Origin of the sequence: Gordonia sp. CPCC 205515, assembly GCF_048537925.1 — a bacterium.
Taxonomy (GTDB): domain Bacteria; phylum Actinomycetota; class Actinomycetes; order Mycobacteriales; family Mycobacteriaceae; genus Gordonia.
Map to the genome: position 1 here is coordinate 22049 of NZ_JBCLVJ010000021.1, position 21709 is coordinate 43757.

Genomic DNA, 21709 nt, shown 5'->3' on the forward strand with positions numbered 1-21709 from the left:
GCTGCTCACTGTAATCCGTGTTCTTCCAACCACAGGCGGGCGCGCCGGGCGGATGCGCGGGACAGCCACGCGTCGCTGATCACCTCGGCGAGCTCGGCATGCGAGAGCTCGCCGACCCGTGAGGTGCGGAGCAGGACGGAGAGGTGGCCGTCGAAGTGGCCGGTGGTGAAGAACGGTGAGTTCTCGTCGCCGATGAGCGCAAGTTTGTCGTCCGCCGACGGCACCCAGAAGACCACCACGTCGTCGTAGCGTTCGCCGGTGTCCGGGTCGACGGCATCCGGTCGCGGCGTGCGGAAGAACACAAACGACTTCCCGCCGACCTGGTAGATCGGCCGGGAACGGTCGTCGTTCCAGATCGTGACATGCGGCATGGCCAGCGCAAGGTCGTGAATATCGGCGACGGTGGCGGGCCGGTCTGATCTCGTCCGCCGAGTCATGGGTGCCAGAGTAGGCGTCGATAGGTTAGGCTGTCACAAGATCGAAGAGGGGAGTATCCCCACCTCGTGGTGTGTCCGTCAATACGGTCGCCCCGACCCAGCGGTGCCGATCATCGCTGGACGGCCGGCCCGGATGCACCGGTCGGTTTCGGAAATATCCACCGGAACCGGCGGGAGAGACCTCTGGCATCGCAACCTTGTGCTGCTTGCTGGAGGAACTCGTCATCATGCATGTCTCACCCACCATCTGGATCATCACCTGTCTGGTGATCCTGGGTCTCTTCGTCTTCGACTTCTTCGCCCATGTGCGGGTGCCGCACGCGCCATCGCTGAAGGAATCGGGCACCTGGTCTGCGATCTACATCAGCATCGCGGTGGTGTTCGGCCTCTTCGTCTGGTGGAAATGGGGAAACACCTACGGCGGTGAATACTTCGCCGGCTACGTCACCGAGAAAGCCCTCTCGGTGGACAACCTGTTCGTCTTCGTCATCATCATGTCGAAGTTCGCCGTGCCCAAGGAGTATCAGCAGAAGGTGCTGCTGCTGGGCATCGTGATGGCGCTGGTCCTGCGTGGTCTGTTCATCGCCGTCGGCGCCGCCGCGATCAACGCCTACAGCTGGGTGTTCTACCTGTTCGGCGCGTTCCTCATCTTCACCGCGATCAAGCTGCTGCGCGAGAGCGACGACCCCGTCGAACACGAGGAAGAGCGCGAGACGCGACTGGAACGCTTCGTCAAGAAGTACCTGCGCACCAGCGACACCTACGACGGCGACAAGCTGTTCACCAAGGCCAACGGTAAGCGACTCGCGACCCCGATGCTGATGGTGCTCATCGTCATCGGCTTCACCGATGTGCTGTTCGCGCTCGACTCCATCCCGGCGATCTACGGCTTGACCCAGGAGCCCTACCTGGTGTTCACCGCCAACGCGTTCGCGCTGATGGGCCTGCGACAGCTGTACTTCCTGCTCGGTGGCCTGCTCGACCGCCTGGTCTACCTGTCCTACGGACTCTCGTTCATCCTCGCGTTCATCGGCGTGAAGCTGGTGCTGCACGCGCTGCACGAGAACACCCTGCCGTTCATCAACGGTGGCGAGCACGTCGCGGTGCCGGAGATCTCGACGGTGGTGTCGCTGGGCGTGATCATCGGCACCTTGGTGATCACCACCGTCGCGAGCCTGATGAGTTCGAGGAAGCCGAAAACGCCGGAGATCAGCGAGAACTGACCACCGCTCGTTGAGCAGCGACGAGGTACGAGGAGCGTGTCGAAACGGTCGTTCGGCTCAGTTGCCGAACGGTCCGTACACCTCGGTCCATTCGACGATCCGCACCTGATCGACCGCCTCGTGGGCGATGAACGGGTCGTTGTTCTGGAACGCCTCGGCGCCGTCGAGGCTGTCGGCACGGATGAGGATGAGTGCCCCGGATCCGTCCGGGTAGGGGCCGGTCGCCACGACGTTGCCGGCGTTGAACTCCTCGAGCAGCCACTCGCGGTGCAGCGGTCGGTACTCATCGCGGATCGCGGCCTTGGCCGGGCCATAGCCGTAGTGCACTGCGAAGATTGCCATCGTCGGCTCCTGTTCGGGGTGGATGTCAGAGGTTGGCGAGCATGCGGGTGTTGCCGAGAGTATTGGGTTTGACGTAGCTCAGGTCGAGGAACTCGGCGACACCGGTGTCGTACGAGCGGCACATCTCCTCGAAGACCTCGCGGGTCACCGGGGTGCCCTCGATCTCGACGAATCCGTGCCGGCCGAAGAAGGCGGTCTCGAAGGTGAGGACGAAGACCCGGGACAACTGGAGCTCGCGCGCCACGTCCATCAGGCGGGCCACCAACCGGTGCCCGATCCCGCGTCCGCCGGAGTTCTTGTCCACGGCCACGGTGCGGACCTCACCGAGATCGGCCCACAGCACGTGCAGGGCGCCGCAGCCGACGACAGTCCCTTCGACGTCGGCCACCCAGAACTCCTGGACCGACTCGTACAGGGTGACGAGGTTCTTCTCCAGCAGGATGCGGCCGGCGTACTGGTCGATGAGGTCCTTGATGCGCGGGACGTCGGACGTGCGCGCCCGGCGGATCACCAGATCCGGTTGGTGCGGGTCCTCCGGAGTCGGTTCGGGCGCGTCGGTGGCCATGGGTGATCACAGTAGTCGCGCATCGAAAGCCGCCGCACGCCGGTTTCGGTGGTGCCGCGATCCGATCGCCGAACCCGGCAGATAGGCTGGGGACGTGCGTGGACAGGGGCGCCGGACCGCGGTCCGGAGTGAATGGATCGGTGTGGCATGACCGATCGTATGCGCCGCGCCGTCGAAGATCGGGGACTCGCGAACGCGGGCCGCGCGCCCGATCACATCACCGATCCGGTGCATCACGTGCCGGTGGTCAATATCGCCAACGCGCTCACCGTCTTCCGGATCGTGCTGGTTCCGGTGTTCATCGTCGTGTTGTTCGCCGCAGGTGGCCACGACACCGGCTGGCGGATCGCGGCGGCCGCAGTGTTCGCCGTCGCGGCCATCACTGATCGCTATGACGGGAAGATCGCGCGACAGCGGGGTCTGATCACCGACTTCGGCAAGATGGCCGATCCGATCGCCGACAAGGCATTGATGGGTGCCGCCCTGGTCGGGCTGTCCATTCTCGGCGACCTCTCCTGGTGGGTCACCGCGATCATCCTGGTCCGTGAGCTCGGTGTCACCGCGCTGCGGTTCTGGGTGCTGCGGCACGGGGTGATCCCGGCCAGCCGCGGCGGCAAACTCAAGACCCTGTTGCAGGCGATTGCGATCGGCCTGTATCTGCTGCCGTTGGCCGGTGCCTGGCACGTGGCGGCCGTCGTGGTCATGGCGGCGGCGGTGGTGGTCACCGTGATCACCGGGTTCGACTACATCTGGCAGGCGGTCGCGCTGCGCAGCCGTTCGACGGGTGCCGCGCCCGACTCGTCATCCGACGCCGGACGCCGCTGACCCCAGCTGTTCGAAGGTGTTCGCCCTCGGCGCAACGTGCTCGACGCGGGGTGTCCGGTGGGGCGGGCGCAACCATTGTGGACTACTGTCGTCGGCACGGGTTTTCGCACATCGACGGTCGGTGTACGCGGGTCCCGGGAACTCGTCGCGCTGCGCGTACGTTGTCCCGACGATCAAGCGTTGTGACCGACCGTCGGCACGAAGCAGTGAGGAGGACGCTCGATGGCAGTGCTACTGCGCGAGGCGCTGGGCGAGAGTCTGCGCCGGGTCCGCACCGACCAGGGCCGGACACTGCGCGAGGTGTCCACCGTTGCCCGCGTGAGTCTGGGTTACCTGTCCGAGGTCGAACGCGGACAGAAGGAGGCGTCGTCGGAGCTGCTCGCAGCGATCTGCGATGCGCTCGACGTGGAGATCGCCGATCTGCTGCTCGACATCGGGCACTCGATGCGTCCGCACGTGGACGACGACGCGGTTGTCGCCGGGGCTGCGGTCGGCGACGCCGACATGGCGGTCCTCGACACCAAGGTGGTCATTCCTGCGCCGGCTGCGCTCGCGGCCGCGTGATTCCTGCCGTCGACCGTCGGTGACACCCGCTAGATTGGTGTCACACACCGCTGGACCTACCGGATATGGGAGCTGACGAGAAGCTATGGCGAATCCGTTCGTGAAGATGTGGCGCTACCTGATGGCGCTCGGCAACGCGAAAATCGACGAGAACGCGGACCCGAAGGTTCAGATTCAGCAGGCGATCGAGGATGCCCAGCGTCAGCATCAGGCGCTGTCCCAGCAGGCGGCATCGGTCATCGGCAATCAGCGCCAGCTGGAGATGAAGCTCAACCGGCAGCTCGAGGAGATCGAGAAGCTGCAGGCCAACACGCGTCAGGCGCTGACGCTGGCCGATCAGGCATCGGCCGCCGGTGACGTCAAGAAGGCCCAGGAATACACCAACGCCGCCGAGGCCTTCGCCGCGCAGTTGGTGACCGCCGAGCAGAGCGTCGAAGACCTCAAGGCATTGCACGACCAGTCGTTGCAGGCGGCCGAGCAGGCCAAACAGGCCGTCGAGCGCAACGCGATGATGCTGCAGCAGAAGCTGGCCGAGCGGTCCAAGCTGCTCACGCAGCTCGAGCAGGCCAAGATGCAGGAGCAGGTCAGCGCGTCGCTCAATCAGATGAGCGAACTCGCGGTCCCCGGCAACACCCCGAACCTCGACCAGGTGCGCGACAAGATCGAGCGTCGCTACGCGAACGCCATCGGGCAGGCCGAGCTGGCACAGAACTCGGTGCAGGGTCGCATGCAGGAGGTCGAGCAGGCCGGTGTGCAGATGGCCGGCCACGCCCGCCTCGAGCAGATCCGCGCCAGCATGAACGGTGGGGCACTGCCCACCGGCGGCGCCACCAACACCACGCCCGCGCAGCCCTCGACCACGCCGGTGCAGCCGACCGTCGAGCCGCCGCAGACCGGGAACTGATCCATCCCACAACCATCGACCGCACGGGTCGCGCTTGTCGCGGGACCCGATGCGGGACATGCCTTTCCGGCGTTCGCGCTGGCCGAGCGGCTCGCCGCGGCGGGCCGGCCGATCGTCGTCTTCACCGGACCGCGGTGGCGTGACGCACGCGTTGTCGACGGCGTGGAGATCGCCGAACTCCCCGGACTGGCCGTCCAGCATGGCGACGACGACGGGGACGCCGGAGCGAAACTGAGCCACCGCGCCGCACGGATCGCGGTGGAGCTCGCACCGGTACTCGGGGCGCGGGGCATCGAGCTGGTCATCTCCGACGTCATCACCGTCGGCGGGGGATGGGCGGCCGAGCTGACCGGTATCCCGTGGCTCGAGCTCTCCCCACATCCGCTCTACCGGCCGTCGCGCGGTCTGCCGCCGATCGGCTCCGGGCTCGAACCCGGCGTCGGCTGGCGTGGACGGTTGCGCGACACCCTGATGCGCGCCGCGACCGCCCGTTCGGTGCGCGGTGGCGAGCGGCAGCGTTCGCATGCCCGGGCCGGAATCGGACTGCGCGGACCGGGTGGGCCGGCCGCACGCCTGATCGCAACCCTGCCGGCGCTGGAGGTCTCTCGCCCGGACTGGCCCGCCGACACCCATGTCGTCGGACCATTGCTGTGGGAGCCGACCGACGAAGTGTTCGACCGGCCGCCGGGTATCGAACCGCTGGTGCTCGTCGCGCCGTCCACCGCGGACACCGGCGTCGACCTGACCCGCACCGCACTTGCCGCATTGACCGACGATGAGCTGGGAATGCCTGTGCGCGTTGTAGTTTCGGCACTGCAGCCGCCGGAGGGGGTGTCGTCGTCTGAGCGGGTTGTGGTGGGTACCGGGCGCCAGGACGAGGTTCTCGCGCACGCCCGGGCCGTGGTGTGCGGCGGTGGCCACGGCATGCTCGCCAAGGCGCTGGCGGCCGGGGTGCCGGTGGTGACCGTGCCCGGCGGTGGCGATCAATGGGAGCTCGCGAACCGGGTGCGACGACAGGGTGGCGGACTGCTGGTGCGGCCACTGGAGGTGTCGGCGCTGGCCGACGCGGTCCGGCAGGTGCTGGTGGACCCGGTGTTCACCGAGGCCGCCGAGCGAGCCGCGGCGACCCGCAGTGATGTGCTCGACCCGGTGCCGATCGTCGAGAAGTACCTCCCGCGCTGACACCAGTACGCTGGCGGTCGTGCGTCTGACCGAATTCACCGAACTCCTCACCACCCAGTTCGGGGTGTCCTCGGCCGATTCCATGCTGCGCGATCACGTGCTGGTGGAACTCGGTGGCCGCACCGGTGCGCAGGCCATCGAGGCGGGCATCGACCCTCGCGACGTCTGGGTCGCCATCTGCCGGGACTTCGACGTCCCCCGCAATCTCTGGTGACCTGAGAGATCCGGGCGGCACGCCCGCGTGTCACACTTGCCATCGAACACATGTTCGTCCATTGTGGTGATGGAACGGAACCGCGCACGCATCGGGCGCGTCCAAGTCAGTAGAGAACACCGACGCCAGAGCCCAGCCGACGAGATTTGTCAGACCCCACCGCTAACGTCCACACCACGTCAGCAGAACACAATCCAACCGACCGGAGCACCGGCGGAGAGTTCGGAGGAGAACCCCATGGCAGCAGCGCCCCAGGATCGTGAGAAGGCTCTCGATCTCGCCCTCGCCCAGATCGACAAGAACTTCGGTAAGGGCTCGGTCATGCGTCTCGGCGAGGAGACCCGTCAGCCGATCGAGGTCATCCCGACCGGTTCGATCGCCCTCGACGTCGCCCTCGGCATCGGTGGACTCCCGCGCGGCCGGGTCGTCGAGATCTACGGCCCGGAATCATCGGGTAAGACCACCGTCGCGCTCCACGCGGTGGCCAACGCGCAGGCGCAGGGCGGCATCGCGGCGTTCATCGACGCCGAGCACGCGCTCGACCCGGACTATGCCGCCCGCCTCGGGGTGGACACCGACGCCCTGCTGGTGTCGCAGCCGGACACCGGTGAGCAGGCCCTCGAGATCGCCGACATGCTGATCCGGTCCGGCGCACTGGACATCCTGGTGATCGACTCGGTGGCCGCACTCGTGCCCAAGGCCGAGATCGAGGGCGAGATGGGCGACAGCCACGTCGGCCTGCAGGCCCGCCTGATGAGCCAGGCGCTGCGCAAGATGACCGGCGCGATGAACAACTCCAAGACCACCGCGATCTTCATCAATCAGCTGCGCGAGAAGATCGGCGTGATGTTCGGCTCCCCGGAGACCACCACCGGTGGTAAGGCGCTCAAGTTCTATTCGTCTGTGCGCCTTGATGTCCGCCGCATCGAGACCCTGAAGGACGGCACCGACGCGGTGGGTAACCGCACCCGCGTCAAGGTCGTCAAGAACAAGGTGGCGCCGCCGTTCAAGCAGGCCGAGTTCGACATCCTCTATGGCCAGGGCATCTCCAAGGAGGGCTCGCTGATCGACATGGGTGTCGCCGAGGGCTTCATCCGCAAGTCCGGGTCGTGGTTCACCTACGAGGGTGATCAGCTCGGCCAGGGCAAGGAGAACGCGCGGAAGTTCTTGCTGGAGAACACCGATATCCGCGACGAGGTCGAGAAGAAGATCAAGGAGAAGCTGGGTATCGGCGCCGTCGTCGACGCCGACGACGTGGCTCCCGCCCCGGTCGAATTCTGACGTGAGCACGACGCAGGACCCCGAGGAGCGTACCGGCCCCAGTGCTTGGGACGCCGCACTGCGACTCCTCGGGGTCCGCGCGCGTTCCCGGCACGAGATGGCGCAACGGTTGGCGGGCAAGGGTTTCGACGCCGACACCGTCGACGACGTACTGGCGCGACTGGACAAGCACAAGCTGATCGACGACACCGAGTTCGCGGGCGAGTGGGTGCGTGCGCGACAGGCGAACTCCGGGCGCGGCCGGGTTGCGCTCCGTCAGGAGCTGCGCGCCAAGGGTGTGGACACCGCCATCATCGAGTCGGCGCTCGATGAGGTCGACCCCGACGACGAGCGTGCTGTGGCGCAGCGTCTGGTGGCCAAGAAACTCACGCCGTCCCAGCTAGCGCAGCTACACGACGATCCATCCATGCGAGACAAGCTGTTCCGTCGCCTCGTCGGGATGCTGCTGAGGCGCGGGTATCCGCAGGCGATGGCCATCGACGTCGTCAACGAGGCGCTTGACCCTTCGAGGCTCGGCTAGCGCCTCGCACCTCAGGGATCGGGGGCTCGGCTAGCGCCTCGCACCTCAGGGATCGGGGGCTCGGCTAGCGTCCGGGCATGTTCTCCATCGCGGCCAGGTCGGTCTCCTCGGCGTCGGCCACCGTGGATTTGCGCCGTCCCTGCCGGAGTCGACGTTCGAGATAGGTGGCGAACCAGGAGAGTGCCAGGTTGATGATGATCATCACGATCGCGACCACCACCAGCGCGGGCAAATAGTTGCCGTAGTACGACGCCGACTGGATACCCGAACGGACCACCTCGACGTAGCCGATGGCATAACCCAGGGCGCTGTCCTTCAACGCCACCACCATCTGCGCGACGAGGGCCGGCAGCATCGCGGTCACCGCCTGCGGCAGCAGGATGGAGGTCATCATCTGGCTCTTGCCCAGGCCGAGCGCCATCGACGCCTCGGTCTGTCCCTTCGGCAGCGAATTGATGCCGGCGCGCAGGATTTCCGCGATCACCGACCCGTTGTAGAGGGTCAGACCGGTGACCACCGCGGCGAACGCCAGCTGGGAGGACGGGACGACGGCGTACTCGGCGAACAGGTAGTAGGTGAAGATCATCAGGATCAGCACCGGGATCGCGCGGAACACCTCCACCAGGAACCCGGCGATCGCCCGGACCCACCGATGGTCGGAGAGCCGGCCGATACCCAGCACGGCACCCAGGATGAGCGCGAGCACGATCGAGAGGGCGGCCGCCTTGAGCGTGCCCCACAGGCCGGGCAGCACGTAGGTGGTCCAGGTCGTCGACTTGACGAACGGATTCCACTTCTCCGAGGTCAGCTGATCATTGCCGGCCAGCACGAACAGAATCCACGCGCCGACGGCGATCAGCAGCGCGATGAACACGGCCGCGATGATCGCGTTGCGTCGTCGGGCGGTGGGGCCCGGTGCGTCGTAGAGGACAGTTGCATTGGTGCTCATCGCTTCACCGCCAGTCGCTTCGCGAGATAGCCGAAGAAGAAGCCCTCGGCCAACGTGATGATCATGAATCCGATCGCGATGATCAAGAACACCGCGACGATCTGATCGGCGTGATTCTCGATCTCCTCCTTCATCAGCAGGGAGGCCTCGGCCACGCCGATGACCGACGCGATCGTCGTGTTCTTGGTGAGCGCGATCAGCACGCTGCCCAGCGGCGCGATCACCGCCCGCAACGCCTGGGGGAGCACGATGATCCCGAAGACCTGGGTGAAACCGAGGCCCAGGGATCGGGCGGCCTCGGCCTGCCCGAGCGGCACGGTGTTGAACCCGGACCGCAGGGTTTCACAGACGAAAGTGGCCGTGTAGAGCACGAACGCCAGCACCGCGAGCCAGAAGTTGTTGTTCTTGATGAAGTTCTCGTTGTCCGGCGCGAGGGCGAGTCCCAGATTCTGATAGAGCCCGACCGAGCAGAACAAAATGATCAGCGTCAACGGGGTGTTGCGCACGATGTTGACGTAGACGTTGCCGAAGCCACGCATCACCGGCACCGGAGACACCCGCATCGCCGCCAGGATGGTGCCCCAGATCAGCGCACCGACCGCGGAGAAGAACGTCAGCTTGATGGTCATCCAGAACGCGGGCCACAACTGTGGCGCCATGTCCGACCAGAGATCACCCATGATCAGACCCCCCTCAGCTCAGTTCCGGCGGACACGGTGTCGGTTCGGAATCCAGGAACGTCAGGTTCCCGGGGTCCGGCGTGAACTTGTACTTCGAGTCCGGGGCGTCGGCCCTCGCGATCATCGAGTCGACCTCCTCATCGCCGAGTGCGTCGCGTAGCGCGGTGTCCCACGCCGATGGACCACCACCGGCCGGGGGCGCCAACATGGCCTGCAGTGCCTTGTTGACCTGTGCGACGGTGTCGGGGAACCCCTTGGCCAGGCCGATGCCGTAGTACTCGGTGGAGAACGGCGTGCCGGCCTTCTTCAACGCATCCTTCACGCACGCGTCCTTCGGGTAGCTCATGCCCACGAGTTTGAATTCGCCGGGGAAGAACGCCGAATATCCGGCCAGGATGACCTCGTCGGTGGTCAGCGCATCGACCTTGCCGCGACGCAATGCCTCCACGCACGACGAGTACGAGTCATATTCCTGCAGTTGGACTTTCGGCAGCTGGGCTTTCACGTTCTGGGCGGGGGTCGAGCCGGTCACCGAACAGAGCTTCTTGCCCTTGTCCAAGTCGGTCAGCTCGCTGATCGAGTCGTCGTTCTTGCGGACCAGCAGGCCCTGATAGTTGATGAGGTAGGGACCGGCGAAGTCGACCTTCTTGGCACGCGCCGATGTGATCGAGTAGGTGGCGGCGATCATGTCGACCTCGCCGTTGTCGATCAGCGTCTCGCGCTGCGCGGACGGCGTCTCCCGCCATTGGATCTCCGGGTGCTTGACGCCGAGTTCGTCGGCTATGTGGTTGACCACATACGTGGAGACCGACGGATCGAAACCGGTCACCGTCCTGTCCGGGTTGCGGATACCGAGGCCGGGCTGGTCGTACTTGGTGCCGAGGATGACCGAGCCACTGCGGATCGAGTCGACCAGATTACGCGGCTCGCTGTTGCCGCACGCCGACAGCAGGCCGGCGAGCAGCAGTACCGCGGCGAGCAGGACGCCGGCTGTCTTGGTGGTTCGACGCATGATCAGTGGCCCAGGATCTTGCCGAGGAAGTCGCGGGCACGCTCGGACTGCGGATTGTCGAAGAAGCTGTCCGGATCGGTGTCCTCGACGATCGCGCCGTCGGCCATGAAGATCACCCGGTCGGCGGCCTTGCGGGCGAAGCCCATCTCGTGGGTGACCACGAGCATCGTCATGCCCTCCTTGGCCAGCGAGACCATGACGTCGAGGACCTCGTTGACCATTTCCGGGTCCAGTGCCGAGGTCGGTTCGTCGAAGAGCATGATCTGCGGGTTCATCGCCAGCGAGCGGGCGATGGCCACGCGCTGTTGCTGTCCGCCGGACAACTGTGCGGGATACTTGTCCTTCTGGGCGGCGATGCCGACCCGATCGAGCAATTCCAGCGCGCGTTTGTTCGCGTCGGCCTTCTTCTGCTTGCGCACCTTGATCGGGGCGAGCGACACGTTTTCCAGGATCGTCTTGTGGGCGAACAGGTTGAACGACTGAAACACCATGCCGACGTCGGCGCGGAGCTTCGTCAGATCCTTGCCCTCGTCGGGGAGCAGAATGCCCTCAACGTAGATCTCGCCGCTGTCGATCGGCTCGAGTCGGTTGATGGTGCGGCACAGGGTGGACTTACCGGAACCGGATGGCCCGAGCACGACCACCACCTGGCCGGTCGGCACCTCCAAGTTGATGTCGCGGAGCACGTGCAGGTCACCAAAGTGTTTCTGCACGTCGCGCATGGCGATCATCGGTCCTGACCCGGCGGCGGGCCCTTCGCTCGGCGAAACGGTCATAAGCGTAAACATTAGGGGCGAACGTGACCGGCGTCGCGCTGTTTGGCCTCGCGGAATCTGCCCGGTTCCAGGCATCGGGGCGATTTGCGCTGGCCAGTACCCTGGATCCAGTGAGTATCGAGTTGTCGCAGCGGCGTGTCGCGCCGTCGGAGGTCACCGCCGAGCCGGGCATGAGTGGTCGCAGTTACCAGGTCCGCACCTACGGCTGCCAGATGAATGTGCACGATTCCGAGCGGATCGCCGGTCTGCTCGAGGACGCCGGGTACACCCGGGCCGACGACGACGCCGACCCCGATCTGGTGGTGTTCAACACCTGCGCCATCCGGGAGAACGCGGACAACAAGCTGTACGGCAACCTCTCGCACCTCGCGCCGGTCAAGTCGTCGCGGCCCGGCATGCAGATCGCCGTCGGCGGATGTCTGGCACAGAAGGACAAGGACACCGTGCTGCGCAAGGCGCCGTGGGTCGACGTCGTCTTCGGCACCCACAACATCGGTTCGCTGCCCGCGTTGCTCGACCGCGCCCGCCACAACGAGGCCGCGCAGGTCGAGATCCTCGATGCCCTCGACCGTTTCCCGTCGACGCTGCCCGCCCGCCGCGACTCCGCCTACTCCGGCTGGGTGTCGGTATCGGTCGGCTGCAACAACACGTGCACGTTCTGCATCGTGCCGTCGTTGCGTGGCAAAGAGGTCGACCGTCGACCCGGGGATGTGCTCGCCGAGGTGCAGGCGCTCGTGGACCAAGGCGTGCTCGAGGTGACCCTGCTGGGGCAGAACGTCAACGCCTACGGCATGTCCTTCGCCGATCCGGAGCAGCCGCGAAATCGCGGGGCGTTCGCCGAACTGCTGCGCGCCTGCGGGCAGATCGACGGCCTGGAGCGGGTGCGTTTCACCTCGCCGCATCCGGCCGAGTTCACCGACGACGTCATCGAGGCGATGGCGCAGACCCCGAACATCTGTCCGCAGCTGCACATGCCGCTGCAGTCGGGATCGGATCGGGTGCTGCGCGCCATGCGCCGCAGCTATCGCACCACCAAGTTCCTCGGCATCCTCGACAAGGTGCGTGCCGCCATGCCACACGCCGCGATCACCACCGACATCATCGTCGGATTCCCCGGCGAGACCGAAGAGGATTTCCAAGCGACCCTGGATGTGGTTGCCGCCGCACGCTTCTCGAGTGCCTTCACCTTCCAGTACTCGCCGCGTCCGGGGACCCCGGCCGCGACCATGGACGACCAGGTGCCGCCCGAGGTGGTCAGCGAACGCTACCAACGACTCATCGCACTGCAGGAGCAGATCTGCCTCACCGAGAACCAGGCGTTGATCGGCACCGAGGTCGAACTGCTCGTCGTCGCCGACGAGGGTCGCAAATCCGCGCACACCCAGCGTATGACCGGTCGCGCGCGGGACGGGCGACTCGTGCACTTCGCCACCGGCGACCGAGCCGGTTCCTCAGCCGAGGCGATCCGGCCCGGCGACGTGATCACCACGCGGGTCACCGAAGCCGCGCCGCATCACCTCATCGCCGATGCCGGGGTGGCCACCCACCGACGTACCCGCGCCGGTGACGCCCATGAAGCCAGCCGCATGCCGACGACCCCGCCCGTCGGGGTCGGCCTTGGTATGCCGACGATCGGTGCCGCGCCGGTCGAACCGGCCGCTGCGAATGCCTGTGCAGGAGGATGTAACTGATGACCGACGACGACCGTCCCGCCGATTCCCGCGACGACGAACTGGCCCAGGCCGCGCAACGCGCCCGGGACCGGGTGAGTGCCGGCCGATTGGCCGAATATGAGAGCGATCTGCGCAAGGCCGAACGCAAGGTGGCCGGGGAGATCGATCCCGGCATGCGTGCTCTCGTGGTGGCCGGGGCGGTACTGCTCGCGATGCTGTCGCTGGTGCTGCCGCACACCGGGGCGGCCAGCGGCATCGAGGTGCTCACGTCCGCGCCCGACGCCGACGCCGCACGCATCACCATCACCTCGAAGGTGTTCGTCTACCTGCTGCTCATCTTCGACATCGGGTTCTCGGTGCTGGCACTGCTCACCCGACGATGGACGATCGCCTGGATCGCGCTGTGCGGCAGTGCCGTATCGGTGGTGGCCGGGGTACTGGCGTGGTGGTCGCGCAATACCCCGGGCGTCGGCGGTGTGGAACCGCCGAGCGGCGTGGGTATCGGACTGATCCTCGGCCTGGTCGCCGCGGTCGTCCTCACGTTCCACTGGGCGCGGGTGGTGTGGGCGCGCAGCACCTACCACCTCGCGCTGGAGGAGGAGCGGCGCAAGGAGGCCGCGGCCCGCGAAGAACTCGCGCGGTCGTTGCAGCGGAAACCGGACTCCAACAACACCTGAGCCACCTTCCCGCCGACAGCAACCACTTTCCCGCCGACAGCAACTACCGACTGTTGCTGTCGGCGGAAAAGTGGTTGCTGTCGGCGTAATTCTCGCGTGCGTGAATTGGTTGGTAGTTGTGCGCGTATGGTCAAGTTCCTACTTGTCTCCCGCGTGATCCTGGTGATCGACATCACAACGTCGATCAGGAGGATCAACGATGACCGCAGTGACCGAGTCGCGCGCCGACGCGCGCTTGCCCGACGGGGCGGCGACATCGCTCTTCGTCGCCGGGGAGTGGCGAGAGGCCCAGGGCAGCAATACCTTTCGTGACCTGAATCCGGCCACCGAAGAGCTGCTCGCCACGGTGTCCGCGGCATCGGCCGCCGACGTCGACGACGCGGTCCGCGCCGCCCGAGCTCAACTCGACGGTGAATGGGCCGCCATGTCCGGCCCGGCCCGCGGGCGGGTGCTCAACGCCATCGCCGACCTCATCGACCGCGACGCGGAACTCCTCGCGACGCTCGAGGCGCTCGACGTCGGCAAACCGGTCGGGCAACCCGCGATGCTCGACGTGCCCAACGCCGCGGCCACCTTCCGGCACTTCGCCGGCTGGGCCGACAAGATCACCGGCCGATCCATTCCGACCGCAGGCTACTTCGGTCGGCCGACCCACTCCTACACGGTCCGCGAGCCCGTCGGCGTGATCGCCGCGATCGTCCCGTGGAACACACCGCTGATGATCGCCGCCTGGAAACTGGCGCCCGCGCTGGCCACCGGCAACACCGTCGTCGTCAAGCCGCCGGAGGATGCACCGCTGTCGATCCTGCATCTGGCGCGGCTCATCGAAGAGGCAGGTGTGCCCGCCGGGGTGGTCAGCGTGCTGCCCGGCCTCGGCGAGGTGACCGGCGAGGCGCTGATCACCCACGACGACGTCGACAAGATCAGCTTCACCGGCAGCCCGCGCGTCGGCAGGCACATCGGTGTGGTCGCCGCGGAACGGTTCCGTCGGGTCACCCTGGAGTTGGGTGGCAAGTCGCCGCAGATCATCCTGCCCGACGCCGACCTCGAGGCGGCCGTCAACGGCACCGCGATGGGGTTGTTCTTCAACCAGGGCGAGGTGTGCGCCGCCGGCACCCGGGTGCTGGTGCATCGGTCGCTGTACACCCAGGTCGTCGACGGCCTCGCACAGGCCGCGGCCGCACAGGTCCTCGGTGACCCGCTGGACCCGGCCACCACGATGGGTGCGCTGGTCAACGCCCGCCAGCGGGATTCGGTGCTCGGCTACATCGAGGCCGGCAAGCGGGACGGTGCCAGCGTCGCCGCCGGTGGTGCGGCCCGCGACGGTGCCGGCTATTTCGTGCAGCCGACGATCTTCGCCGACGCGACCAACGACATGACGATCGCGCGGGAGGAGATCTTCGGGCCGGTCGGTACGGTCATCGCCTACGACGACGTCGACGACGCGATCCGGATGGCCAATGACTCGGCCTACGGACTGGCGGCGAGCATCTGGACGCGCGATGTCGCGTATGCGCATTCGCTCGCCGGTCAGGTGCGCGCCGGAGCTGTCTGGGTCAACGGGTGGGCCGCCATCGATCCGGCGCTGCCGTGGGGCGGCATGAAGACCAGCGGCATCGGTCGCGAACTCGGATGGTCGGGAATCGAGGCCAATACCGAGGAAAAAGTGGTTACCGTCGTCTTGTGACGGTGATCACTCCAGTCGTACATCAACCACCCGTCACCACACTGAGGAGAAACTCGAATGAAGACGCAAGCTGCTGTCCTGTGGGAACCCAACACGCCCTGGAAGATCGAGGAACTCGAACTCGACGCGCCGAAGTACGGCGAGGTGAAGGTAGAGCTCGCCGCGTCGGGCATGTGCCATTCCGACGAACACATCCGTGACGGCAGTATCCCGGTCGCCTACCCGTTCATCGGCGGCCACGAGGGTGCCGGGGTGGTCACCGAGGTCGGTCCCGGCGTCAATGATCTCGAGGTCGGCGATCACGTCGCACTCGGATTCATCCCGGCGTGCGGCAAGTGTCCGTCGTGTGCGCGCGGTATGTCGAGCATCTGCGACCTGGGCGCCGATCTGATGGTCGGTCTGCAGATCTCCGACGGTACGTCCCGCCACCACGTCAATGGCCAGGACGCCGCCCTGATGTGTCTGCTCGGCACCTTCTCGCCGGTGACCGTCGTCAACCAGGCGTCGTGCGTGAAGCTCACCGACGACATCCCACTGGACAAGGCCGCGCTCGTCGGCTGCGGTGTCACCACCGGCTGGGGATCGGCGGTGTACGCCGCGGGTGTGCAGGCCGGCGAGACCGTCGTGGTGCTCGGCATGGGCGGTGTGGGCTGCGGTGCCGTGCAGGGTGCGGCGCTGGCCGGTGCCCGGCACGTGATCCTGGTCGACCCGTCGGAGTTCAAGCGGGAACAGGGCAAGATCTTCGGTGCCACCCATGCGGTCGCCTCGATCGAGGAAGCGCTGCCGCTGCTCAACGACCTCACCTGGGGTCGGCTGGCCGACAAGGTGCTCATCACCGTCGCCGTCGCCAGTGGCGCGCTGGTCGCGCCTGCCATGAGCCTCGTCGCCAAAGGTGGTGTCTGTGTGCAGGTTTCGGTCGGCGCCATCACCGAGACCGAGGTGTCGATGAGCCTGTTCGACCTGACCGCCCTCCGTAAGACCTTCAAGGGCGCGTGGTTCGGCAACGCCAACATCCGCTACGACATCCCGCACCTGCTCCGGCTGTACATGGAGGGTGATCTCAAGCTCGACGAGATGATCACGCGCACCTACAGTCTCGATCAGGTCAACGACGGCTACGACGCCATGCTCCGCGCGGAGAACGTGCGTGGTGTGATCATGTACTGAGTGGGAGTTCTTTCCTTGCGTGACAGGTGATCTCGATGCGCTCGGCTCCTTCGTCGCCGGGCTTACTCGATCAGCGGGGAAATGCGCTCGGCTCCTTCGTCGCCGGGCTTACTCTCTCCTTCCCGCTGATCGAGTAAGCACGCGAGCTTGCGAGCGAGCGCATCGAGATCACTTGGCTGATTGCCGGAAATCCCTGGGGGACAGACCGTATGCGGCATGGAACACCCGGGAGAAGTGCGAGCCGTCGACGAATCCGTGGGCGGCGGCGATGGCGGCGACGGATCGATGGGTGAGGAGTGGGTCGGCGAGATCACGCCGGCTGCGTTCGAGGCGGCGACGCCGGATGTACGCGGCCGGCGTTTCGTCGTTGGCGGCGAACAGCTTCTGCAGATAGCGCAGCGACACCCGTAGGTGGGCGGCGACCGACGCCGGGGAGAGGTTCGGTTCGGCCAGGTGGGCTTCGATGTGGTCGCGCGCGGCGAGGTAAACGGCGTCGCCGGAAGCCGGCGGGTCGGCAGACCCGTTGGTGCGCAACGACGCTGCGACCAGATCGAGGAATGCGGCCTCGAGCAGTGCGGCCGCCTGTGCCAGTCCGGCCATCGGCTCGGACGGATGCAGGGCCAGCATGGCTGGTCGCAGGATGCTCCCGATGCCGTCGGCGCCGGAGATGGTGCGGGCGGTGCCGTCGATGCATTCGCGGTCGCCGATCGGTAGCCGCCGGCGGTCGACGACCGCCACCAGCATGTCGAACTGGTCGGGCAGCATCAGACGGTAGGGGACGCTGGTGTCGTACACCGTGACGTCCCCCGGTGCCAGACTCGCGGTCCGATCATGTTGGTGCACAACCGAGTTGCCGGACACCGACAACGCCACCTTGAGGACGCCGGGATCGGCGCGCCGGATGGTTCGGGTGGATCTGCGGATCTCCGCGCCGGTCCCACGCACCCGGATCATCCGCAGCCCGCCGATCTCGGCGCCCTCGAGTCCGCCGCGGAAGCGTCCCACGGGCACCTGCGGCGACGCGGTGAGCGGCACGAACGCCGACGACACGGCCGCCGACCACTCGTCGAATCCGAGTGTGTCGCCGGCCGTGTCGGTCACGGTCATGGCCTCAGGCCTTGGGCCGGTTGTCCACCAGTCGCTTCGCCTTGCCGGTCGATCGTTGCAGGGTGCCGGGTTCGGCGATCATGACCTCCACCGAGACACCGATGCGGTCCTTGATCAGTTTCTGCAGATTCGCGGTCGCTGCGGTGTGCTCGTCGGACGAGACCTCGAGGCGAGGCTCGACACGCACGGTCAGCGTGTCCATCCGGCCCGGGCGGTCCAGCACGCACTGGAACTGCGGTGCGAGGGCGGGCTGGGTGAGGATGAGTTCCTCGATCTGGGTCGGGAACAGGTTGACGCCGCGCAGGATGATCATGTCGTCGGTGCGGCCGGTGACCTTCTGCATCCGTCGCATGGTGCGGGCGGTGCCGGGCAGCAGACGGGTGAGATCGCGGGTGCGGTATCGGATGATCGGCATGGCTTCCTTGGTGAGCGAGGTGAACACGAGTTCGCCCTCCTCGCCGTCGGGCAACACCTCGCCGGTCATCGGATCGATGACCTCCGGGTAGAAGTGATCCTCCCAGATATGCAGTCCGTCTTTGGTTTCCACGCATTCCTGCGCGACACCGGGGCCCATCACCTCGGAGAGTCCGTAGATGTCGACGGCATCCATGTCGAGGGTCTGCTCGAGTTCGCGGCGCATCTGCTCGGTCCACGGTTCGGCACCGAAAACGCCGGTGCGCAAGGACGTCTTGGCCGGGTCCAGACCCTTGGCGATCATCGCGTCGACGATGGTCAGCATGTAGGACGGGGTCACCATGATGGCGTCCGGCTTGAAGTCCTCGATGAGCTGGATCTGCCGTTCGGTCATTCCGCCCGACATCGGGATCACGGTGCAGCCCAGTCGTTCTGCGCCATAGTGCGCGCCGAGGCCGCCGGTGAACAGGCCGTAGCCGTAGGCGACGTGCACCTTGTCCGACGGTTTGACGCCCGCCGCGCGCAGGCTGCGGGCCACCAGATCGGCCCAGTTGTCCAGGTCGCCCGCGGTGTAGCCGACGACGGTGGGGCGGCCGGTGGTGCCCGACGACGCGTGCAGTCGGGAGATCCGGTCCTGCGGCACCGCGAACATGCCGAACGGATAGTTGTTGCGCAGATCGGCTTTCGCGGTGAACGGGAAGAGCGCGAGATCCTTCAGTTCCTTCAGGTCGGCGGGATGGACACCCTTGTCGTCGAAGGCTTGTCGATAGTGCGGCACGTTGTCGTAGGCGTGCTGCAGCGACCACTTGAGGCGATCGAGTTGCAGGGCGCCGATCTCGTCGCGGCTCGCGTGCTCGATGCCGGCGGCGGATTGCGGGGCGGGTGCGGAAGCGGTGGCGGTCATGGTGTCGGACTCCGTTTTCTCGACCGGGTTCGGGCTGGTGGGTGTGGTGGTGGGGTCATGCATCGAAGTCGACGGTCACGTCGTCGCTGACCGGAAAGGTCTGGCAGGTCAGGACGAATCCGTCGGCGACCTCGGAATCCTCGAGGGCGTAGTTGCGGCGCATGTCGACCTCGCCGCAGGTGACCTTGGCGCGGCAGGTGCCGCACACGCCGCCCTTGCAGGCGAATGGCAGGTCGGCGCGGATCTTTTCGGCGGCGTCGAGGATCGTCTCGTCCTGCGGCAGCGCCGCGGTGGTGGCGCGGCCGTCGAGGATGACGGTCACCGCGCTGGTGGCCTCGTCGGCACCGGGCGCGCCGGTCGGTCGGGGCCGCGGGGCCGGCGGCTCGTCGCCGACGAAGAACAGTTCGCGGTGTACGCGCGCGGGTTCGAGTCCGTGCTCGACGAGCGTGGTGCGCACCTGCTCGACCATCTCGAGTGGGCCGCACAGCCAGGCGTGGTCGATCGAGGTGGCGGGGATCAGGTCGTCGAGGATGGCGGCCATATGGTCGGTGTCGACGCGGCCGGTGAACATCTCGACGTCGCGGGGCTCCCGAGACAGCAGGTGCATCACCGAAAGTCGTTCGTGGTGGGCATCTTTGAGGTCCGCGATCTCCTCGGCGAACATCACCGAACCGGTGGTCCGGTTGCCGTAGACCAGCGTCACACGGGATTTCGGGTTCTCCAGGACCGACGCCGCGATGGAGAGCACCGGGGTGATGCCCGACCCGGCGGCGACCAGCAGGTGGTGGCCCGGTTCGCTGGGGTCGGCGACGAAACTGCCGGAGGGAGTGGCGACGTCGATCTCGTCGCCGGCGCCGACCTCACGGACCAGCCACTCGGAAAACAGGCCGCCGGGGACCTCGCGGACGCCGACACGGGGGGCGGCGCCGACCCGATTGCAGATGGAGTAGGAGCGGCGGTGCTCGACGCCATCGATGGTGCGGCGCAACACCAGCGACTGCCCGGCGGAGAAGGCGAAGTCCGCGATGAGCGTGTCGGGGATCGAGAAGGTGACCGCGACGGCGTCGTCGCAGAGCTGCTCGACGTCGGCGACGCGCAGGCGGTGGAACGGGGAGGCTGGGGCTTCAGAGGCCGAGGCTTCAGAGACTGGGGTGGTCACGTCAGATCTCCTTGATGTGTTCGAAGGGCTCACGGCAGTCGCGGCACTGATAGGCCGCCTTGCACAGCGTGGCGCCGAACTCGGAGATCTGGGTGATCTGTGCCGAACCGCAACGCGGGCACTGGAGTTGGCGAGGGCGGGGGATCAGGGTGAGGGGGATGGGGCCTGCCGGCATGCTCGGTGCGCTCCCCGGTGTCGAATATCCCTGCGCGGCAAGGGCGGCGCGGCCGGCATCGGAGATCCAATCGGTGGACCAGGCGGGCTGCAACCGGGTCTCGATGCGGACGTCGGCGGCACCGTGGTCGGCCAGGGTGCGTTCGATGTCGTCGCGGATGGTCTTCATCGCGGGACACCCGGCATACGTCGGTGTGATGGTGACGACGACGGACGTCCCCTCGACCGCCACGTCGCGGACCACACCGAGATCGGTGAGTGACAGGAACGGCATCTCCGGGTCCGGCACCGAGCCGACGATCCGGGTGGCCTCGGCCTGATCGATCATCGCGGCGGTCACCATGTTCCCTCCGGATGCGCGCGGGCGACCGACTGCATCTCGCCGAGGAGATGGCCGAGCGCTTCGGTGTGCACGCCGCCGCGTCCCATCTGACCGCCCAGCGCACCGGCCTGGTGGGTGTCGGGACGCTCCAGGCGCCCGGCACGGAGTACCTGGTCGAGGACCTGGTCGAACTCGGCGCGGGTCCGCGCCGGGTCGACGCCGACGCCTGCGGCCGCGAGGGCGGTGTCGGTCTCGGTGGAGACGAACAGTTCGTCGACGAATGGCCAGACGTCGGTGAGTCCGGCGATCATCCGGCGGCGCGACTCGTCGGTGCCGTCGCCGAGGGTCACCACCCAGCGTGCGGCGTAGTCGCGGTGGTAGGTCAGTTCCTTGATGCCCTTGGCCGCAACAGCCGCCAGCACCGGATCGCGGGAGGTGCGCAGGTGCGAGAAGATGGCCAGCCGCCAGGTCACGAAGATCAGCAGCCGGGCCATGGTGCGTGCGAAGTCGCCGTTCTCCAGTTCCGCCAGACGCACGTTGGTGAAGGCGCGGTCGTCGCGGAAGAAGGCGAGCGCGTCCTCCGGCGGCACCGGTGAGGTCTCCGAGATCGTCGGCGTCACCGTCGGATCCGCATCGGCGGCGCGGGCCAGGAGTAGCCGGGCCTGTCCGAGGAGATCGAGTCCGGTGTTGGCCATCGCCAACTCTTCCTCGAGTTCCGGTGCGCGCGAGTTCCATTCGGAGATCCGCTGGGCGACGACGAGGGCGTCGTCACCGAGGGCGAGGCAATAGCGGGCGAGTGCGGCGCGGTCGACGTCGTCGGGCACGGTGGTGTCGACGCCGGCCAGCGGGTCGTCGAAGCTGGTGCCGAAGGCCCACTGTCCGTGGCTGTCGTGGTCGAGCAGGCCGGTGAATGCATTGTCGTGTTCGGTGGAGTCGTGATTCATCGTGTCT

At 66.8% G+C, this 21709-nt stretch carries 24 protein-coding genes; 12 read left to right on the top strand and 12 right to left on the bottom strand.

What is annotated here, in order from left to right; all coding sequences use genetic code 11:
- Window positions 1–5: 5 nt before the first annotated feature.
- Window positions 6–437 carry an MmcQ/YjbR family DNA-binding protein gene (locus tag AAFP30_RS26205; RefSeq protein WP_419232986.1) on the bottom strand — a complete coding sequence of 144 codons (432 nt, stop codon included), beginning with the start codon at window positions 435–437 and terminating at the stop codon, window positions 6–8.
- A 227-nt stretch (window positions 438–664) separates the two neighbouring features.
- Here AAFP30_RS26205 and AAFP30_RS26210 point away from each other — a divergent pair, with 227 nt between their 5' ends.
- Window positions 665–1660: a TerC family protein gene (locus AAFP30_RS26210; protein WP_419232987.1), complete on the top strand. Its 996-nt coding sequence runs from the start codon at window positions 665–667 to the stop codon at window positions 1658–1660.
- A gap of 57 nt (window positions 1661–1717) precedes the next feature.
- Here AAFP30_RS26210 and AAFP30_RS26215 read toward each other — a convergent pair whose 3' ends face one another.
- Window positions 1718–2002, bottom strand: coding sequence for a YciI family protein (locus AAFP30_RS26215; RefSeq protein ID WP_419232988.1), 285 nt, complete (start codon window positions 2000–2002; stop codon window positions 1718–1720).
- Between the two features lie 25 nt (window positions 2003–2027).
- Window positions 2028–2567, bottom strand: coding sequence for an amino-acid N-acetyltransferase (locus AAFP30_RS26220; RefSeq protein WP_419232989.1), 540 nt, complete (start codon window positions 2565–2567; stop codon window positions 2028–2030).
- A 147-nt stretch (window positions 2568–2714) separates the two neighbouring features.
- Here AAFP30_RS26220 and pgsA point away from each other — a divergent pair, with 147 nt between their 5' ends.
- The 7 genes from pgsA to AAFP30_RS26255 all read left to right on the top strand — a co-directional run bounded on the left by pgsA (window position 2715) and on the right by AAFP30_RS26255 (window position 8057).
- A complete protein-coding gene (pgsA, locus tag AAFP30_RS26225) occupies window positions 2715–3392 on the top strand; it encodes a CDP-diacylglycerol--glycerol-3-phosphate 3-phosphatidyltransferase (protein ID WP_419232990.1) in 678 nt (225 codons plus the stop codon).
- A gap of 222 nt (window positions 3393–3614) precedes the next feature.
- Entirely contained in the window at window positions 3615–3956 is a 342-nt protein-coding gene (locus AAFP30_RS26230; protein ID WP_419232991.1) for a helix-turn-helix domain-containing protein, read from the top strand.
- A gap of 85 nt (window positions 3957–4041) precedes the next feature.
- Window positions 4042–4860, top strand: a complete 819-nt coding sequence (locus AAFP30_RS26235; protein WP_419232992.1) for a PspA/IM30 family protein — start codon at window positions 4042–4044, stop codon at window positions 4858–4860.
- Between the two features lie 3 nt (window positions 4861–4863).
- On the top strand, window positions 4864–6042 hold the full coding sequence (locus AAFP30_RS26240; RefSeq protein WP_419233076.1) for a glycosyltransferase: 1179 nt from the start codon (window positions 4864–4866) through the stop codon (window positions 6040–6042).
- Window positions 6043–6061: 19 nt separating this feature from the next.
- The gene (locus AAFP30_RS26245; protein WP_419232993.1) at window positions 6062–6256 is read left to right on the top strand and encodes a DUF3046 domain-containing protein; all 195 of its coding nucleotides are present in this window, start codon (window positions 6062–6064) and stop codon (window positions 6254–6256) included.
- Between the two features lie 237 nt (window positions 6257–6493).
- Complete coding sequence (gene recA / locus AAFP30_RS26250; protein ID WP_419232994.1) at window positions 6494–7537, top strand: recombinase RecA; 1044 nt, start codon at window positions 6494–6496, stop codon at window positions 7535–7537.
- Between the two features lies 1 nt (window position 7538).
- Complete coding sequence (locus AAFP30_RS26255; protein ID WP_419232995.1) at window positions 7539–8057, top strand: regulatory protein RecX; 519 nt, start codon at window positions 7539–7541, stop codon at window positions 8055–8057.
- A 64-nt stretch (window positions 8058–8121) separates the two neighbouring features.
- Here the strand turns inward: AAFP30_RS26255 and AAFP30_RS26260 are convergent, their stop codons facing one another.
- Genes AAFP30_RS26260 through AAFP30_RS26275 form a run of 4 tightly spaced genes read right to left on the bottom strand, consistent with a single transcriptional unit; the run spans window position 8122 to window position 11429 of the window.
- On the bottom strand, window positions 8122–9006 hold the full coding sequence (locus AAFP30_RS26260) for an amino acid ABC transporter permease (RefSeq protein ID WP_419232996.1): 885 nt from the start codon (window positions 9004–9006) through the stop codon (window positions 8122–8124).
- Complete coding sequence (locus tag AAFP30_RS26265) at window positions 9003–9686, bottom strand: amino acid ABC transporter permease (RefSeq protein WP_419232997.1); 684 nt, start codon at window positions 9684–9686, stop codon at window positions 9003–9005. The genes AAFP30_RS26260 and AAFP30_RS26265 overlap by 4 nt, the downstream gene beginning before the upstream one ends.
- 13 nt (window positions 9687–9699) lie before the next feature.
- Window positions 9700–10698, bottom strand: a complete 999-nt coding sequence (locus tag AAFP30_RS26270; protein WP_419232998.1) for a glutamate ABC transporter substrate-binding protein — start codon at window positions 10696–10698, stop codon at window positions 9700–9702.
- A gap of 2 nt (window positions 10699–10700) precedes the next feature.
- Window positions 10701–11429 (bottom strand): amino acid ABC transporter ATP-binding protein, encoded by a 729-nt coding sequence (locus AAFP30_RS26275; RefSeq protein WP_419233077.1) that lies wholly within the window; start codon window positions 11427–11429, stop codon window positions 10701–10703.
- Between the two features lie 215 nt (window positions 11430–11644).
- Between AAFP30_RS26275 and miaB the strand changes: the two genes are divergently transcribed.
- The 4 genes from miaB (at window position 11645) to AAFP30_RS26295 (ending at window position 16678) form a co-directional block, all read left to right on the top strand.
- On the top strand, window positions 11645–13165 hold the full coding sequence (miaB, locus tag AAFP30_RS26280; protein WP_419233078.1) for a tRNA (N6-isopentenyl adenosine(37)-C2)-methylthiotransferase MiaB: 1521 nt from the start codon (window positions 11645–11647) through the stop codon (window positions 13163–13165).
- Complete coding sequence (locus AAFP30_RS26285) at window positions 13165–13824, top strand: hypothetical protein (protein WP_419232999.1); 660 nt, start codon at window positions 13165–13167, stop codon at window positions 13822–13824. The genes miaB and AAFP30_RS26285 overlap by 1 nt, the downstream gene beginning before the upstream one ends.
- Window positions 13825–14023: 199 nt before the next feature.
- Complete coding sequence (gene styD / locus AAFP30_RS26290; protein ID WP_419233000.1) at window positions 14024–15511, top strand: phenylacetaldehyde dehydrogenase StyD; 1488 nt, start codon at window positions 14024–14026, stop codon at window positions 15509–15511.
- A gap of 57 nt (window positions 15512–15568) precedes the next feature.
- Window positions 15569–16678: an NDMA-dependent alcohol dehydrogenase gene (locus tag AAFP30_RS26295; RefSeq protein WP_419233002.1), complete on the top strand. Its 1110-nt coding sequence runs from the start codon at window positions 15569–15571 to the stop codon at window positions 16676–16678.
- A 168-nt stretch (window positions 16679–16846) separates the two neighbouring features.
- On the opposite strand, the gene AAFP30_RS26300 is transcribed toward AAFP30_RS26295, so the two are convergent.
- The 5 genes from AAFP30_RS26300 to paaC are packed head-to-tail and all read right to left on the bottom strand — an operon-like array spanning window position 16847 to window position 21702.
- Window positions 16847–17785 carry a helix-turn-helix domain-containing protein gene (locus tag AAFP30_RS26300; RefSeq protein WP_419233003.1) on the bottom strand — a complete coding sequence of 313 codons (939 nt, stop codon included), beginning with the start codon at window positions 17783–17785 and terminating at the stop codon, window positions 16847–16849.
- Between the two features lie 4 nt (window positions 17786–17789).
- Window positions 17790–19103 carry a phenylacetate--CoA ligase PaaK gene (paaK, locus tag AAFP30_RS26305; RefSeq protein WP_419233079.1) on the bottom strand — a complete coding sequence of 438 codons (1314 nt, stop codon included), beginning with the start codon at window positions 19101–19103 and terminating at the stop codon, window positions 17790–17792.
- Window positions 19104–19158: 55 nt separating this feature from the next.
- Window positions 19159–20262 carry a 1,2-phenylacetyl-CoA epoxidase subunit PaaE gene (gene paaE / locus AAFP30_RS26310; protein ID WP_419233004.1) on the bottom strand — a complete coding sequence of 368 codons (1104 nt, stop codon included), beginning with the start codon at window positions 20260–20262 and terminating at the stop codon, window positions 19159–19161.
- Window position 20263: 1 nt separating this feature from the next.
- The gene (gene paaD, locus AAFP30_RS26315) at window positions 20264–20779 is read right to left on the bottom strand and encodes a 1,2-phenylacetyl-CoA epoxidase subunit PaaD (RefSeq protein ID WP_419233005.1); all 516 of its coding nucleotides are present in this window, start codon (window positions 20777–20779) and stop codon (window positions 20264–20266) included.
- Window positions 20773–21702, bottom strand: a complete 930-nt coding sequence (gene paaC / locus AAFP30_RS26320; RefSeq protein WP_419233006.1) for a 1,2-phenylacetyl-CoA epoxidase subunit PaaC — start codon at window positions 21700–21702, stop codon at window positions 20773–20775. Before paaC ends, paaD begins: the two co-directional genes overlap by 7 nt.
- Window positions 21703–21709 lie beyond the last annotated feature (7 nt).

Coding starts and splice junctions, on each gene's coding strand:
- AAFP30_RS26205 (WP_419232986.1), bottom strand. CDS start 437: ATGACTCGGCGGACGAGATCAGACCGGCCCGCCACCGTCGCCGATATT.
- AAFP30_RS26210 (WP_419232987.1), top strand. CDS start 665: ATGCATGTCTCACCCACCATCTGGATCATCACCTGTCTGGTGATCCTG.
- AAFP30_RS26215 (WP_419232988.1), bottom strand. CDS start 2,002: ATGGCAATCTTCGCAGTGCACTACGGCTATGGCCCGGCCAAGGCCGCG.
- AAFP30_RS26220 (WP_419232989.1), bottom strand. CDS start 2,567: ATGGCCACCGACGCGCCCGAACCGACTCCGGAGGACCCGCACCAACCG.
- pgsA (WP_419232990.1), top strand. CDS start 2,715: ATGACCGATCGTATGCGCCGCGCCGTCGAAGATCGGGGACTCGCGAAC.
- AAFP30_RS26230 (WP_419232991.1), top strand. CDS start 3,615: ATGGCAGTGCTACTGCGCGAGGCGCTGGGCGAGAGTCTGCGCCGGGTC.
- AAFP30_RS26235 (WP_419232992.1), top strand. CDS start 4,042: ATGGCGAATCCGTTCGTGAAGATGTGGCGCTACCTGATGGCGCTCGGC.
- recA (WP_419232994.1), top strand. CDS start 6,494: ATGGCAGCAGCGCCCCAGGATCGTGAGAAGGCTCTCGATCTCGCCCTC.
- AAFP30_RS26260 (WP_419232996.1), bottom strand. CDS start 9,006: ATGAGCACCAATGCAACTGTCCTCTACGACGCACCGGGCCCCACCGCC.
- AAFP30_RS26265 (WP_419232997.1), bottom strand. CDS start 9,686: ATGGGTGATCTCTGGTCGGACATGGCGCCACAGTTGTGGCCCGCGTTC.
- AAFP30_RS26270 (WP_419232998.1), bottom strand. CDS start 10,698: ATGCGTCGAACCACCAAGACAGCCGGCGTCCTGCTCGCCGCGGTACTG.
- AAFP30_RS26275 (WP_419233077.1), bottom strand. CDS start 11,429: ATGATCGCCATGCGCGACGTGCAGAAACACTTTGGTGACCTGCACGTG.
- miaB (WP_419233078.1), top strand. CDS start 11,645: ATGAGTGGTCGCAGTTACCAGGTCCGCACCTACGGCTGCCAGATGAAT.
- AAFP30_RS26285 (WP_419232999.1), top strand. CDS start 13,165: ATGACCGACGACGACCGTCCCGCCGATTCCCGCGACGACGAACTGGCC.
- styD (WP_419233000.1), top strand. CDS start 14,024: ATGACCGCAGTGACCGAGTCGCGCGCCGACGCGCGCTTGCCCGACGGG.
- AAFP30_RS26295 (WP_419233002.1), top strand. CDS start 15,569: ATGAAGACGCAAGCTGCTGTCCTGTGGGAACCCAACACGCCCTGGAAG.
- AAFP30_RS26300 (WP_419233003.1), bottom strand. CDS start 17,785: ATGACCGTGACCGACACGGCCGGCGACACACTCGGATTCGACGAGTGG.
- paaK (WP_419233079.1), bottom strand. CDS start 19,103: ATGACCGCCACCGCTTCCGCACCCGCCCCGCAATCCGCCGCCGGCATC.
- paaD (WP_419233005.1), bottom strand. CDS start 20,779: ATGGTGACCGCCGCGATGATCGATCAGGCCGAGGCCACCCGGATCGTC.
- paaC (WP_419233006.1), bottom strand. CDS start 21,702: ATGAATCACGACTCCACCGAACACGACAATGCATTCACCGGCCTGCTC.